This window comes from Vreelandella hamiltonii (assembly GCF_014651795.1).
Classification (GTDB): Bacteria; Pseudomonadota; Gammaproteobacteria; order Pseudomonadales; family Halomonadaceae; genus Vreelandella; species Vreelandella hamiltonii.
On record NZ_BMXO01000010.1, the window covers coordinates 133110 to 147213 of the forward strand.

Annotated in this window: 13 protein-coding genes; 9 read left to right on the plus strand and 4 right to left on the minus strand. The window is 59.5% G+C overall.

Annotated elements, in window-relative coordinates; genetic code table 11:
• The first annotated feature begins 71 nt into the window (after nucleotides 1-71).
• The 4 genes from IE061_RS11600 to IE061_RS11610 are packed head-to-tail and all read left to right on the plus strand — an operon-like array spanning nucleotide 72 to nucleotide 5307.
• Entirely contained in the window at nucleotides 72-2693 is a 2622-nt protein-coding gene (locus IE061_RS11600) for a GAF domain-containing protein (protein ID WP_193461652.1), read from the plus strand.
• Nucleotides 2690-2959: a response regulator gene (locus IE061_RS18320; RefSeq protein WP_373294973.1), complete on the plus strand. Its 270-nt coding sequence runs from the start codon at nucleotides 2690-2692 to the stop codon at nucleotides 2957-2959. The genes IE061_RS11600 and IE061_RS18320 overlap by 4 nt, the downstream gene beginning before the upstream one ends.
• Nucleotides 2922-4454: a putative bifunctional diguanylate cyclase/phosphodiesterase gene (locus IE061_RS18325; RefSeq protein ID WP_373294974.1), complete on the plus strand. Its 1533-nt coding sequence runs from the start codon at nucleotides 2922-2924 to the stop codon at nucleotides 4452-4454. The genes IE061_RS18320 and IE061_RS18325 overlap by 38 nt, the downstream gene beginning before the upstream one ends.
• Nucleotides 4444-5307, plus strand: a complete 864-nt coding sequence (locus IE061_RS11610) for a MurR/RpiR family transcriptional regulator (RefSeq protein ID WP_039175574.1) — start codon at nucleotides 4444-4446, stop codon at nucleotides 5305-5307. Before IE061_RS18325 ends, IE061_RS11610 begins: the two co-directional genes overlap by 11 nt.
• Before the next feature lie 8 nt (nucleotides 5308-5315).
• On the opposite strand, the gene IE061_RS11615 is transcribed toward IE061_RS11610, so the two are convergent.
• Complete coding sequence (locus tag IE061_RS11615; RefSeq protein ID WP_039175573.1) at nucleotides 5316-5675, minus strand: RidA family protein; 360 nt, start codon at nucleotides 5673-5675, stop codon at nucleotides 5316-5318.
• 99 nt (nucleotides 5676-5774) lie between these two features.
• Nucleotides 5775-6251 carry an Lrp/AsnC family transcriptional regulator gene (locus IE061_RS11620; RefSeq protein WP_039175572.1) on the minus strand — a complete coding sequence of 159 codons (477 nt, stop codon included), beginning with the start codon at nucleotides 6249-6251 and terminating at the stop codon, nucleotides 5775-5777.
• A gap of 219 nt (nucleotides 6252-6470) precedes the next feature.
• Here IE061_RS11620 and IE061_RS11625 point away from each other — a divergent pair, with 219 nt between their 5' ends.
• From IE061_RS11625 to IE061_RS11640, 4 genes are all read left to right on the plus strand, one after another.
• A complete protein-coding gene (locus tag IE061_RS11625) occupies nucleotides 6471-8165 on the plus strand; it encodes a 2-isopropylmalate synthase (RefSeq protein ID WP_193461653.1) in 1695 nt (564 codons plus the stop codon).
• Between the two features lie 131 nt (nucleotides 8166-8296).
• Nucleotides 8297-8680 (plus strand): fluoride efflux transporter FluC, encoded by a 384-nt coding sequence (locus IE061_RS11630; RefSeq protein WP_096921376.1) that lies wholly within the window; start codon nucleotides 8297-8299, stop codon nucleotides 8678-8680.
• A complete protein-coding gene (locus IE061_RS11635; protein ID WP_193461654.1) occupies nucleotides 8677-9069 on the plus strand; it encodes a fluoride efflux transporter FluC in 393 nt (130 codons plus the stop codon). The genes IE061_RS11630 and IE061_RS11635 overlap by 4 nt, the downstream gene beginning before the upstream one ends.
• A complete protein-coding gene (locus IE061_RS11640; RefSeq protein ID WP_193461655.1) occupies nucleotides 9066-10046 on the plus strand; it encodes an arsenic resistance protein in 981 nt (326 codons plus the stop codon). Before IE061_RS11635 ends, IE061_RS11640 begins: the two co-directional genes overlap by 4 nt.
• A 39-nt stretch (nucleotides 10047-10085) precedes the next feature.
• Here IE061_RS11640 and IE061_RS11645 read toward each other — a convergent pair whose 3' ends face one another.
• Both IE061_RS11645 and IE061_RS11650 read right to left on the minus strand, forming a co-directional pair.
• Entirely contained in the window at nucleotides 10086-10943 is an 858-nt protein-coding gene (locus IE061_RS11645; protein WP_193461656.1) for a universal stress protein, read from the minus strand.
• A 19-nt stretch (nucleotides 10944-10962) separates the two neighbouring features.
• Nucleotides 10963-12453 carry a SulP family inorganic anion transporter gene (locus IE061_RS11650; RefSeq protein WP_081192509.1) on the minus strand — a complete coding sequence of 497 codons (1491 nt, stop codon included), beginning with the start codon at nucleotides 12451-12453 and terminating at the stop codon, nucleotides 10963-10965.
• Between the two features lie 529 nt (nucleotides 12454-12982).
• Here IE061_RS11650 and IE061_RS11655 point away from each other — a divergent pair.
• Complete coding sequence (locus IE061_RS11655) at nucleotides 12983-13996, plus strand: isocitrate dehydrogenase (protein WP_193461657.1); 1014 nt, start codon at nucleotides 12983-12985, stop codon at nucleotides 13994-13996.
• The last annotated feature ends 108 nt before the right edge of the window (nucleotides 13997-14104 follow it).

Below are 14104 nucleotides of genomic sequence, written 5' to 3' on the forward strand. Positions count from 1 at the left end.
GATTAGCGTCCAGCGTCCGATATCTACCTAATATGCTTTGACTGCATACGCTCACACACTCAGGGATTGCCATGCACGCGGCCGACTTACCAGACAATGAACCTCAGCGCCTGGCAGCCCTGCATGGGTTACACGTTCTCGACACCGCCGATGACGAGGGCTTTTCACGCCTGACACAGTTGGCCTGCGAGCTGTTTGACGTGCCCACATCGCTGGTATCGCTGGTGGACCGAGACCGCCAGTGGTTCAAGGCGCGCCAAGGGCTCGATGCCTGCGAAACCAACCGTGAAGTGTCGTTCTGCGCCCACGCCGTGGCGGCCGACGCGCCGCTGGTGGTGGAGGATACCCACAAGGACGAACGTTTTTGCGATAACCCGTTAGTCACCGGAGCTCCCTACATACGCTTCTATGCAGGCCACCCTCTCCGACCGACTCAAGGGATGGTCGTGGGCACGCTGTGCCTGATTGGCCCCGAGCCACGCCCATTTTCCGATCGTGACCGCCGGCTACTCGAACAGCTGGCAGGCCAGGTCGATGAGCTGCTGCGTCAGCATCAGATGCGCTATCACCTCTCCCAAACGAATCTGCGCTATCAGACTCTGTTCAATGGTAGCGCCACGGGCATCGTCCGCATCGACCGCTCAGGCAAGGTGCTGAGCATCAATCCCTACGCGCTCAGCATGCTGGGCTATGCCCATCATGAAGTGGTAGGGCGCAACGTTTCCATACTGACACCCGCGTCCATCCGTGACCAACATGACGGTTTCCTGGCCCACTTTCTGGCCGGAGGCGACCCCAGGGTGATTGGCCGTGGCCGGGAAGTCGACGCCCTGCACCAGCAGGGCCACACCGTGCCGGTGCATCTCGCGGTCAATGCCATTGCCGATGAAAAAGGAGACGTCGTCGAGTTTCTGGGCATCCTGACCAACCTGACGGATGTGCATGCCGCCAACCAGCGCATGCACAAGGAGCAGAGCCTGCTCAAGGTGTTGCATCAGGGTATCACCGACTATCAGGCGCTGATGTCCGGCGAGCAGTTGTGGACGTTTCTGATGGAGGCACTGCGCGAGCTGACCGACAGTGACTACGCCCTGATCGGCGAAGTGCTCCCCACGGACACCACCAGTGCCTTGAAGATCCACGCCATTACCGATCTGTCCTGGAACGACGAGTCGCGCCACCTGATGGAAATGTTACGCAGTGGCGACATGACCCTGACCAACCCAAACTCGCTGCTGGGGCGGGTGTACGCCCATGGCGAAACGGTCATCACCGATGACGTTGATGGGCACAGCAAGCGAGGCGGCTTCCCTCCCGGTCACCCGCGGCTGGACAACTACCTGGGTGCGCCCATTTTCAGTGGCGACCGCTTGATTGGCATGTTTGCCATCGCCAACAGCAGACAACCGCTGGACCAGTCGTTACTCAATTGGCTGCAGCCTTTTACCGATACCTGCGCCCTGTTGATCAATCTTTATCGGCAAATGGCCGAACGCGAACAGGTCGCCCTGGACCTCGCCACGGCCCGTGACCAGGCTGAAAAGGCCAACCGAGCCAAGAGCGATTTCCTCTCTTCGATGAGCCATGAGCTGCGCACCCCCTTGAATGCCATCATCGGCTTTGCCCAGCTGCTGGCCCAGGGCCGTCGAGACCCGCTGAGCGACAAACAGCAGCGGCAGGTAGGCCAAATCGAGAAGAGTGGCCAGCACCTGCTGAGCCTGATCAATGAGGTGCTGGACCTGGCCAAGATCGAATCTGGGCACATGAGCCTGTCCCTCGAAGCCATCTCTCTTCAGCAGTTGATAGAAGATGCCGCCAGCACCCTGGAAGCCAACGTGGATGCCGCAGGCCTTCACTTCCAGCGTCCGAACATTGCGCCAGACTGGGTCGTGCAGGCGGACTACACGCGCACCAAGCAGGTCCTGCTGAACCTGCTCTCCAATGCCATCAAATACAACCGCCCTCAGGGCAGTATCACCCTGGAAGTGGTGCCCCAGGCACCGATGCTGCGCGTCAGCGTGACCGATACCGGCAAAGGCATCCCTGCCGAACGTTTGGAAGAGTTGTTCGAACCCTTCAATCGGCTGGATGAGGAGCATGGCGTCATCGAAGGGACGGGCATCGGCCTGGCCATTACCCGTGAACTGGTGGAGCGAATGGGGGGGGCCATTGGTGTGGACAGCCAACCCGAACGTGGCTCCACCTTTTGGTTTACCTTGCCCATGGCAGAAAAAAACACCGCCGAGCCTTCCTCGGCGGTGTCGGCAACGTTGGGAGACACTGCCTCACAGAGCAGCTACCGCCTGCTCTATATCGAGGATAACCCCACCAACCAGAAGCTCATGGAAGATATCGTGGACGACTACCCACACGTCCAGCTGCAAACCGTGTCCAGCGCCGAGCTGGGGCTTGAAATCATGCGCTACTCGCCGCCCGACCTGGTATTGATCGACATCAACCTGCCAGGCATGAGCGGTTATCGAGCGCTGGAGATCATTCGCCACGATGAGCAGCTCAAGCATCTTCCCGTCATTGCCCTGTCGGCCAACGCCATGGAACGGGACATTGCCCGAGGCCTTGAGGCTGGCTTTGCCGACTACCTGACCAAGCCCATCGACCTCGACAAGCTCTCCGCGACCCTGAGCCACTATCTGGCTGTCGCCCCCGCCCACTCTCCAAGGATGGCCACATGACCCTGATGAGCAAGCGCTTACTCATCGTCGACGACAACAGCATCAACGTCGAGCTGCTGCTGGACCTGCTGGACGATCACGGTTTCGACCACGTGCAGGGAATCAGCGACCCTCGCCAGGTGCTGGGCCTGTGCCAACAGCAGTTGCCCGACCTGATCCTGCTGGATATTCGGATGCCCTACCTGCTATGGGGTCATGTCACAGCTGCAGGCGCACTTCGGGGCTCAGATGCCGCCAGTCATCGTACTGACCGCCCAGATCGATGACGAAACACGCCATAAAGCGCTGAGCATGGGGGTCCGTGATTTTCTCACCAAGCCCTTCAAGCATGACGAGGTGCTCCAGCGCATTCGCAACACGCTGGATGTGGAACACCGCTATCAGGTGCGCGACAAACAGGCCGAGACCCTCGAACAGATGGTGGCCAAACGCACCGAAGAGCTGGACCGCCAGTCGCGCACCGACCCCATTACTCAGTTGCCCAATCGGCGAGCACTGACCCAGACGCTGCAGGAAGCCGCTAAGGCAGGCGACGACACTGGCCTGCTGTTCATCGCTCTGGATCATCTCGACGACGTGGTACGCCTGCACGGCTACAGCGTTGCCGACCAGCTCATGGTGCATATCAGCCATCGGCTCCACGCCCAACTATGTGAACGCTGCACCCTGGGCGTATGGGACGGCAGTGAACTGCTGGTCATTGCCGATAGCAACGACCTCAAGGCACTGCGCCAGCTGGCATCCAAGCTGCTGAGCTGTTTCGATCAGGATCAGGCAGTGGGAGACCTGCTGCTGCCGCTCAATGCGCGCATTGGCATCAGTTGGGCGCAGGGCCCGTTCGACAGCGAACGGCTGGTGCACAAGGCTGCTCTGGCACTACCGCAGTCAGGCTCGCTGCGCATTCAAAGCTACAATGAAACGCTGGAAACCCAGCAGCGCCACCGCCTGCACCTGCAGCAGGCCATTCGTGGGGCGACCCAGCGCGGCGAGATGTCGTTGGCTTTTCAACCAAAGCTGTCGCTGGGCACTCAGCGGGTGCTGGGCGCCGAAGCGCTGCTGCGCTGGCACCATCCCGAGCTGGGGCATGTCTCGCCTGGGGATTTCATCCCCTTGGCCGAGGCCAGTGGCGATATTCTGTCGATTGGCGAGTGGGTGCTGGAAGAGGCCATGCGCCATATTGCCCAGTGGCGGCAGCAGGGCCTGCTGGACGATGACTTCCATATCGCCGTCAACGTGGCTGCGCGCCAATTGGCACGCAAGGACTTTGCCGAAGCGCTGCTGGCGCGACTCGCTAGGCACGGGATTCCGGCGCGCTTTTTTGCGCTCGAAGTGACCGAGTCTGGCCTGCTCAGCGACCTGGATAACGCACGTATCCAGTTGGCCCAGTTGGCGGATGTGAATATTGCCGTGGCCATCGATGATTTTGGCACCGGCCACTCATCCCTCGCTTATGTGAAGACCCTGCCTTTCTCGACGCTGAAAATTGACCGGGCCTTCGTCATGGATCTGGAAAAGGACGCCGTGGATCGTCACCTGGCCTTGACCATCACCCAACTGGCCCATGCGGTGGGCTGTGACGTCGTCGCCGAGGGCATCGAAACGGCTGCCCAGGCCGACTATTTGCGTTCGATAGGTTGCGAAGCGGCGCAAGGGTATTACTATGCTCGTCCACTGCCTGCAGATGAGTTTTATCACTGGTGCAGCCAGTGGACGCCTCGTTTACCCTCAACGCCTGCCACGGAGTCAGTCAATGGCGCATGACCTGCTAGACCGCCTAAGGGAACGTCTCGAAGAGCTGAATCGTTCGGAGCGCAAGGTGGCGAACGTGATCCTCGACGACCCGGCAGCCGCCACCAGCCTGAGCATTGCCAGCCTCGCTCAGGCGGCCAGCGTCAGCGAGCCTACCGTGAACCGGTTTTGCCGCAACTTCGGCGCCAAGGGTTATCCCGATTTCAAGATCAAGCTGGCACAGAGCCTGGCCGGCGGAACGCCTTACGTGACCCGTGCCGTCGAGCCCGGCGATACGGCCACTCAGTACACGCACAAGATTTTCGGAGCCACCATTGCCGCCCTGGACGAAGCCCAGCGCGAGGTGGACATGGCCGCCGTCGAGCGCATGGTGGATTACCTGACCCAGGCCAAGCAGATTCACTTTTTCGGGTTGGGTGCCTCCGGTGCCGTGGCCCAGGATGCGCAGCACAAGTTCTTCCGCTTCAACTTGCCGGTCATGGCATATGTGGATGTGCTGATGCAACGCATGGTGGCTGCCGCCTGCCATACGGGCGACGTGGTGGTGATCATTTCCTACACGGGCCGCACGCGGGAACTGGTCGATATCGCCAAGGTGGCCCGCGAAGCAGGCGCCGTGGTGCTGGGGATTACCGCACCGGACTCTCCGCTCTCACGGGAGTGCACCGCGACCCTGGAAGTCGCCACCCCCGAAGATACCGACCACTACATGCCCATGACCTCCCGAATGATTCAGCTCACCTTGATCGATGCGCTGGCCACGGGGGTCACCCTCAGGCGCGGCGAAGATTTCTTGCCGCACCTGAAGAAGATCAAGGACAGCCTGCGCGATACCCGCTTTCCGGCCGAAAAGCCCATCAAGTAACGCGGCGACTACGCATCCACCGCCGTGGTCACGGTAATCTCGACTTTCAACTCATCGGCAGGCATCGGTGCACACACGCAGGTGCGTGCCGGTGCATGGCCTTCCGGTACCCAGGCATCCCAAACCTCGTTCATGGCCGCAAAATCGCTGCCCTCCTTGAGGTAGATCGTCGCACTGAGCAACTGCTCGCGGCTGGAGCCGATCTCCTTCAATAGCGCATCCACCCGCGCCAGCATGCTCTCGGTCTGCTCCTTGATATCGCCATGGCGCGCCTCTGGCCCCGCCACCTGGCCACACAGATACGCCACGCCGCCATGAATCACGGCACGGCTCATGCGGGCTTTTGTATCATGACGCTGAATACTCATGGTTCAATCTCCTGTATCGATTAAAAAAAGCAGTGTAAACCGCCAGCAAGCCACTGCCTATGTCATATCGAACTGACCGGTCATATCGAACAGCCCGTCTCAGGTAGGTACCGGGCGGTGCTCGAAGACGCGGCGCAACACAAAGCTGGTATGCGCCCCCGTGACCCCTTCGATCCGATTGATGACATGCAGCAGCAGATGCTGATAGTCATCCATGTCCTTGACCAGAATCTTGAGCTGAAAGTCGGCGGCTTGACCCGTGATGATCAAGCACTCCACCACGTTGGGGATGTCACGCACGTGGCGCTCGAAGTTATCGAAGCGCTCGGGGGTGTGTTGATCCATGGAAATATGCAGCAGCGCCATCAGCTGATAGCCCAGCGGCCGAGCGTCCACCACGGCCCGGTACTGAGTAATCAGCCCATGGGTTTCCAGCGCCCGAACCCGGCGCAGGCAGGGGGATGGCGAGAGGCCTATGCGTTCGGCCAGTTCCTGGTTACTGATGCGCCCTTCCTGCTGAAGGATATCCAGGATACGACGGTCATAACGATCCAGCGTCAGGGGAGTCACCGACATGCTCGACAGCCTCTACTAATGAAATCCATAAACCCGCCATATTCTGCCACTTTTTCTGCCCACTGGCCTATTTTCGCAATAACCTTTCGCGGCATTCTGGTTACACTAGCATGGCTGCCAAAAGCAGCTGCTCCCAGGGCCTCTTACCCGGAGGCCTGGCACGCGGCTCACGCCACAAGCGGCCGCCTCAAACAACCTCATGCTTTCAGGAAACTCACCATGTCTGCCTTCGATCATCGCAAGTATCGCCCTGCCCCGCGGGTACCCGCGTTCAATCGCCAGTGGCCCGACCGGGAACTGACCCACGCTCCCATCTGGGTGAGCGAGGACCTGCGCGATGGCAACCAGGCGCTACTGGAGCCAATGACCGTCGAGCAGAAGCAGCGCTTTTGGCACCAGATCATCAAGGTCGGTATCAAGGAAGTGATGGTCGGCTTTCCCTCTGCCAGCCAGCCGGATTACGACTTCGTGCGCTGGTTGATCGAAGAGGACCAGATTCCCGATGACGTCACCATTGCGGTGCTGGTGCAGTGCCGAGAGCATTTGATCGAGAAAACGTTTGCCTCGCTGGTGGGCGTCAAGCGCGCCATCATCCACCTGTACAACTCCACGTCGACCATTCAGCGCGAACGGGTCTTCGAGATGGACCGCGAGGGCATTACCGACATCGCCGTTCAGGGCGCCACCTGGGTCAAGACCCATGCCGCGCAGTACCCCGACGTCGATTGGCGCTTCCAGTACTCCCCTGAAAGCTTCTCCAGCACGGAGATCGATTTTTCACTGGCCATCTGCGAAGCGGTCATGGATGTGTGGCAGCCCACGCCAGACAACCCGTGCATTCTCAACCTGCCCACCACCGTGGAAGTGGCCGGCCCACACCACCACGCCGACCAGATCGAGTACTTTTGCCAGCATATCAGCCGTCGGGATAGCGTGATCATTTCGGTACACACCCATAACGACCGGGGCGGCGCAGTGGCTTCTGCCGAGCTGGCCCTGCTGGCCGGTGCCGATCGCGTCGAGGGCACGCTGCTGGGCAACGGCGAGCGTACCGGCAACATGGATATCGTGACGCTGGCCATGAACCTGTACAGCCAGGGCATCGACCCGGCGCTGGATCTCTCCAACCCCGACGAGATCATCCAGGTCGTGCATGAGTGCACCGGCATTGCCATTCACCCCCGCCACCCCTGGGTGGGCGAGATGGTCTACACCGCGTTTTCCGGCAGCCACCAGGATGCCATTCGTAAATCGCTCAAGCATCAGAAGCCCGATGAGCCGTGGCAAGTGGCCTATCTGCCCATCGACCCCCATGACATCGGCCGCGACTACCAGGCAGTGATCCGGGTCAACAGCCAGTCAGGCAAAGGCGGCATGGCCTTTTTGCTGGAGCGGGACTACGGCATTCACCTGCCCCGCTGGATGATGCTGGCACTGGCCCCCCACGTGCAGAAAGAGAGCGAGCGGCGCAACAGCGAGCTCTCCAGCGCCATGGTCCGCCAGGTGATGTTCGATCAGTTTGCCCTGGATGCCCCGCTCTCCCTGGCGGATTACCGGCTCTCCAAAGGCCATCAGGAAGGCATCGACATCACCCTGTGGCACGGCACTGAAACGCTGCGCCTTTCCGGCACGGGCAACGGAGCCATGTCATCGTTCACCGACGCCTGGAAACAGCATACCGGCAGCCACGTGGCCATTCTGGACTACAGCGAGCACTCACTGGGGGGCAGCAGCGAGGCCAATGCCATTGCCTTCGTGCAGCTGAATATCGACGGCCAACGGGTATGTGCCGTGGCAGAGGACAGCGACACGGTGAGTGCCTCGCTCAAGGCCGTGCTGTCAGGCATCAATATGGCCAGCATGGCAGCATCCAGCGAGGCCCCCGTCGAGCACTCCTCCATGGCCACCGCTTGATCTTCGCCAGTTGAGACATGACGGCTGAGATATGAAGATTGAGGCATGAAAGTGAGCAAGGCCCGCCCTCAGGGCCTTGCCAAACATGCTACACTTTCCGGCCTTGATTCTGCTTTCCGCACGAGGCCACCATGGACGCTGGCATGGCCAGTCTCTTTCTGATTGCCCTGGGAGGCGCGCTTGGCGGCATGGGCCGCTTTGCCGTGTCCAATGCCGCCGCGAAACGGCTAGGCAAAGCCTTCCCCTGGGGCACGCTCATCGTCAATGCCAGCGGCGCGCTCTTGGCGGGCTGGCTGCTGGCACGTTATGGCTTGCAGCATCACGACCCCATCTGGGCCTTCGCCATCATCGGCCTACTGGGCGGCTATACCACCGTCTCCTCCTTCAGCCTGCAAACCCTGGAGCTTTACCAGTCCGGCCAAGCCGCTCGGGCGGCACTCAACGTTGCCAGTACGTTAGGTTTGGGGCTCTTGATGGCCATCCTGGGTTGGTGGCTGGGCGGGGGGTTGTCATGAACGCCTATCTGGCCGTTGGGCTCGGCAGCGCCGTGGGCAGCCTGCTGCGTTATGGGGTGTCACTGGCATCCCTGGCAGCGCTTGGCAGCTATTTCCCCTGGGGCACGCTACTGGTCAATATCGCGGGCTCGCTGCTGATCGGCTGGCTGGCGGCCACCACCTCGCGCTTTCCTCACCGCGCGCTGGCACGCCACCAACCTCTGCTGGTGGCAGGCTTTTGTGGCGGCTTCACCACCTTTTCACTGTTCGGCCTGGAAACGCTCTACCTCGCCCAACAGCCCCAGTGGTGGTTGGCACCGCTCTACGTGCTGGTCAGCGTCCCGCTATGGCTGCTGGCCGCCTGGGCCGGAGAGCGCTGGGCACTTGCCTCATCGCCTGCTGCCGAATGAAAGATATCCTGGAACGACAGCAGTGCTGGCTGTATCTGTTTGGCATTGGCTTGGGCATAAGCGCAGGACTATGGGCTCCCGAACGCATGGCCGTGCTGGAGCCATTGCTTTGGCCGTTACTGGGTGCGCTGCTCTACACCACCTTTACCCAAATTCCCCTGCTCGCTATTCGCCAAGGCCTTCAGGACAAACGTTTCATTGCAGCACTGCTGGTGGGCAACTTCATCGTAATTCCTGCCGCCGTAGGCTTGGCAGCTTTATGGCTACCCCTGCCGCCCGCCCTATTGGCTGGCGTACTGCTAGTGCTGTTGGTGCCTTGCACCGACTGGTTCATCACCTTTACTCATCTGGGCAAAGGCGATACGGGCCGCGCCATTGCCGCCACGCCGCTACTGCTCCTGATACAAATGATCGCCCTCCCCGTCTATTTATGGTGGCTATTGGGCATAGAGTGGCTGAACATCGCCCTATCCACAGCACTGATCAGCGCCTTTGTGGGGCTGATCGCCACCCCACTGCTGCTTGCCTGGCTGACGGAGCGTCTGGCGGAGCGCTCAGCAAAGGCTCAACGCATCACGCAAGCCATGGGATACTGCCCGGTACCACTGCTGGCGGTCGTCGTGTTCATCATCGCGGCATCGCAAGTGGCCAGCGTGGTGGCGCTGGCCCACTGGTTGCTGCCATTAGGGCTTCTGTTTAGCGGCTATCTCCTGCTGGCGGGGCTCTTGGGCCGAGCGTTAGGACGACTTTTCTCACTCCCGACCCGCAGCGCACGCACCCTGGCCTTCAGCTTTGGCACACGCAACTCCTTTGTGATGCTGCCAATCGCCCTCACTCTGCCCAACGGCTGGCAAGCTGCCGTGGTCGTGATCGTCTTTCAATCCCTCGTCGAGCTGTTCGGCATGGTGGGCTACCTTCGCTGGGTGCCAGGCAAGCTACTGCCTGAGCCATTAACGAAAAACGCCAGTCTCGAATAAAGACTGGCGTGCATGGCACTCCTGACGGCAGACGGTAGGTCAGCGCAGAATTAGTACCGGAATTCGGCTATTGCGCAGCATGGTCGTGGTTGTGCTGCCGACCAACAAATGACGAATCCGCGAGTGCCCGTAAGCGCCCATGACCAGCAGGTCGATGGCGTTTTCTTGCTCATACGCCTGTAAAACGTCATCCACTTCCCCGGCACGAATTTCTCCCTGCACATGATGTCCCGCATCGCGTAAGGTGCCAAGCGCCCATGCCAGCTCGCTGCGATGTTCCGCCGTGTATGACCCGACAATCAGCACATGGCAGGTTGCCCCGGCAAACAGCGGGGAGCGGGCCAACATTTCGACCCCCTTCCTGGCCGTTTTGCTGCCGTCGAAGGCTATCAGCACCTGCTCTGGACGCTTGAAGGCTCTGGGCACCATCAAAATCGGGCGGTGCATTTCGCGCACCACCCGCTCTAGGTTAGCGCCCAAGTGCCCACTTGCCTGGTGGGCGGTTTCGCCGCGCTTGCCTACCACTAGCAGGCGCACGTCTTTTTCCAGCTCTACCAGTGTTTCCACTAGCGTGCCGTTTAACTGGCGGGTTGTGGGGCTACTTACCCCATCTTCCACCGCCCTGGCCTTGGCCGCTTCGAGCATCAGCTTGCCTTGCTCACGATTTACCCTGGCACGCTGCTCATCAAGCGCTGAGAGTTCTTCCATCAGCTTTTCGCGGGCACCGAAGCGCAGGCTGCCGGATAAATTTTGCTCTTCGGGCGCTCTGGAGTGGTTATCCACTACGTGCACAAAGCTTAGCGGCGCATCCAAGGCTAGGCTTGCCCAGGCGGCATAGTCGCAAACGCCTTCGGCAAATTGGGAGCCGTCAATGGCGGCGAGTACGTGTTCAGTCATGCTGTTCTCCTTGCCTGGTTTAGTGGCCGCCCATCAGTTTTTCAACGGCTTCCGGGTCGTTGTGAACGGCGTAGCGGTCCACCACGGTGGCGCTTGCTTCGTTTAGGCCTACCAGTTCAACCTCGGTGCCTTCGCGGCGGAATTTAATCACCACGCGGTCAAGCGCTTGAACGGCGGTCACATCCCAGAAGTGCGCTTTCGATAAATCAATGGTGACTTTGTCGATGCTCTCTTTGAAGTCGAACGCAGCCATAAAACGCTCGGATGAAGCAAAAAACACCTGCCCCACCACCTGATACTCGCGCTGTTTGCCGGCCTCTACCTCTTTCGAACCAACGTACATGATCTTGCCGACTTTGTTGGCAAAAAACAGCGCCGCCAGCAGTACGCCCACGAAAACCCCGATCGCCAGATTGTGGGTACCGACCGTGACGGCCACCGTTGCCAGCATGACGATATTGGTGCTCAACGGGTGCTTCTTCAGGTCGCGAATGGACTCCCAGCTAAAGGTGCCAATCGAGACCATGATCATCACTGCTACCAGCGCCGCCATGGGAATTTGCGACACCCAGTCTGCTAGGAATACCACCATCAGCAGCAGCACCACACCCGCAATCAGGGATGATAAGCGCGTCCGGCCGCCTGATTTGATGTTGATCACCGATTGCCCGATCATCGCGCAACCAGCCATACCGCCCATTAAACCAGCGCCAATATTGGCAATACCCTGACCTTTACACTCGCGATTTTTATCGCTGGGCGTGTCGGTGAGGTCATCCACAATGGTGGCAGTCATCATCGACTCAAGCAGACCTACAACGGTAAGCATGATGGCGGTAGGGAAGATAATCATCAGCGTTTCAAGATTTAACGGCACACTCGGCCATAAGAAAACAGGCAGCGTATCCGGCAGCTCTCCCATATCGCCGACGCTGCGAATATCCATGCCGCTGATCATATACACGGCGGTCAGCACCACGATGCACACCAGGGGGGAAGGAATCGACTTGCCAATCACCGGCAAATAAGGGAACAAGTAGATAATCCCCAGGCCGGCCAGCGTCATGGCATACACGTGCCACGTCACATTGGTGAGCTCCGGCAGTTGCGCCATGAAAATCAGGATCGCCAGCGCATTCACAAACCCGGTGACCACCGAGCGAGAAACAAAGCGCATCAGTTCCGCCAGCCGCAGGTAACCCGCGATAATTTGCAGCACGCCGGTCAGCAGCGTGGCGGCCAGCAGATACTCCAAACCATGCTCACGCACTAGCGTTACCATCAGCAGCGCCATCGCCCCTGTGGCCCCAGAGATCATACCTGGGCGGCCACCGGTAAAGGCGATAATCACCGCGATACAGAACGAGGCGTAAAGCCCCACTTTTGGATCCACGCCCGCGATAATTGAAAAGGCGATCGCTTCAGGAATTAGCGCCAGCGCGACGACAATACCTGAGAGCGTGTCGCCCTTGATGTTAGAGAACCACTCATGCTTGCTGAAAAGTGCCATTCAGGGAGTCCAATGGTTAGGGGGTTAAAGACATTGCGCGCCGCAGCCGCACACAAAGGCAGCACAAGAGCGCACGTTAGTAATAGATTGTCGGATGAATGCTACCAACCGAAGGCGCTAACGCGCCGATAGCCAAATAGCGGAACGGGGTGCCATAGCGCTGATATAACGCGCAGAGCGTTATGGCGCTGATAAGGAGGGGAACCCTAGGGCGGAGTCATCAGCCCTGGGGTGGGCAGAGCAATCGCTGCCATTGCATTGTTCATTACAAATAAACCTTGCTGTTCTATTATCGTTTTTCAGACGAAGGGATGGCCGCTAAGTGTCTTGATCCTAAGTACCTTGATACTAAGTGCCTTGGTCGTCGTGAGCGCCGCATTCTATCAGCAAACAGGGAGCTTCGCACCCGTCACCCTAGACGTTTAGACGATGACCTGCCCCCTAAGCTTGGCTTACCATGGCACTCAAATGGCGGTCTGGCCGCCGTTTCCTCGCCACTTTTTATCCTACCAACGAGAGGACCCCGCACATGAGCCAAACAGTAGCAGTGATTAAAGGCGACGGCATCGGCCCTGAAATCATGGACGCCACCCTGCAAGTGTTAGACGCCCTGGAGTGCGGGCTGAATTACGAATTCATCGACGCGGGCTTGGTAGCACTCGACAAGCACGGCACGTTGATTCCTCAAGCCTCGTTGGATGCCATTGAAAAGCACGGCATTGCCCTGAAAGGCCCGCTCACCACGCCAATCGGCAAGGGTTTCTCATCCATCAACGTGCAGCTGCGCCGCCACTTTGACCTTTATGCCAACGTGCGCCCGGCCATCAGCTTTCCGGGCACCCGCTCTCGCTACGATGAGATCGATATGATCACCGTGCGGGAAAACACCGAAGGGGCTTACCTCTCCGATGGCCAAGAGATGCTCGACGACGGCAATACCGGCATCTCGGTGATCAAAGTGACCCGCAAAGGCTCCGAGCGCATCGTGCGTTACGCCTTTGAGCTAGCCAAACAGAATGGCCGCAAGAAAGTCACCGCCGTTCACAAAGCCAACATCATCAAGACCAGCTCCGGCCTGTTTCTGGACGTGGCCCGAGAAGTCGCCAGTGAGTATCCGGAGATCGAATTTCAGGAAATGATCGTGGATAACGCCTGCATGCAGCTGGTCATGAACCCGCATCAGTTCGATGTAGTGGTGACCACCAACCTGTTCGGCGACATTCTCTCGGACCTGTGCGCCGGGCTGGTGGGCGGTCTTGGCCTTGCCCCGGGCGCCAACATCGGTGAAAAGGCCGCTATCTTCGAAGCTGTACACGGCTCTGCTCCCGACATTGCGGACAAGAACATGGCCAACCCCTGTGCGCTGCTGCTGGCAGCAGCACAAATGCTGGACCACCTGGGCATGCAGCAAAAAGGAGACGCCATTCGCAACGGCATCCGTGCGGTACTCGAAACCCGCCGAGACATGATCACCCCCGACATGGGCGGCACTGGCACGACGTCGACCTTTGCTCAAGCCCTGGTGGAGCAGATCAATCATTGATAATTATCGAACATCGCGAAAAACCTCGTACTTCTAGTGCGAGGATGGATAGCGAGGGGCGCGAGAGCGCCCCTAGTCCGGCCTCGATTGTTGCTCAATATACTGCTT

Bases quoted from the DNA above. Each gene is read 5' to 3' on its own strand.
- IE061_RS11600 (WP_193461652.1), top strand. From the start codon at position 72: ATGCACGCGGCCGACTTACCAGACAATGAACCTCAGCGCCTGGCAGCC.
- IE061_RS18320 (WP_373294973.1), top strand. From the start codon at position 2,690: ATGACCCTGATGAGCAAGCGCTTACTCATCGTCGACGACAACAGCATC.
- IE061_RS18325 (WP_373294974.1), top strand. From the start codon at position 2,922: ATGCCGCCAGTCATCGTACTGACCGCCCAGATCGATGACGAAACACGC.
- IE061_RS11610 (WP_039175574.1), top strand. From the start codon at position 4,444: ATGGCGCATGACCTGCTAGACCGCCTAAGGGAACGTCTCGAAGAGCTG.
- IE061_RS11615 (WP_039175573.1), bottom strand. From the start codon at position 5,675: ATGAGTATTCAGCGTCATGATACAAAAGCCCGCATGAGCCGTGCCGTG.
- IE061_RS11620 (WP_039175572.1), bottom strand. From the start codon at position 6,251: ATGTCGGTGACTCCCCTGACGCTGGATCGTTATGACCGTCGTATCCTG.
- IE061_RS11625 (WP_193461653.1), top strand. From the start codon at position 6,471: ATGTCTGCCTTCGATCATCGCAAGTATCGCCCTGCCCCGCGGGTACCC.
- IE061_RS11630 (WP_096921376.1), top strand. From the start codon at position 8,297: ATGGACGCTGGCATGGCCAGTCTCTTTCTGATTGCCCTGGGAGGCGCG.
- IE061_RS11635 (WP_193461654.1), top strand. From the start codon at position 8,677: ATGAACGCCTATCTGGCCGTTGGGCTCGGCAGCGCCGTGGGCAGCCTG.
- IE061_RS11640 (WP_193461655.1), top strand. From the start codon at position 9,066: ATGAAAGATATCCTGGAACGACAGCAGTGCTGGCTGTATCTGTTTGGC.
- IE061_RS11645 (WP_193461656.1), bottom strand. From the start codon at position 10,943: ATGACTGAACACGTACTCGCCGCCATTGACGGCTCCCAATTTGCCGAA.
- IE061_RS11650 (WP_081192509.1), bottom strand. From the start codon at position 12,453: ATGGCACTTTTCAGCAAGCATGAGTGGTTCTCTAACATCAAGGGCGAC.
- IE061_RS11655 (WP_193461657.1), top strand. From the start codon at position 12,983: ATGAGCCAAACAGTAGCAGTGATTAAAGGCGACGGCATCGGCCCTGAA.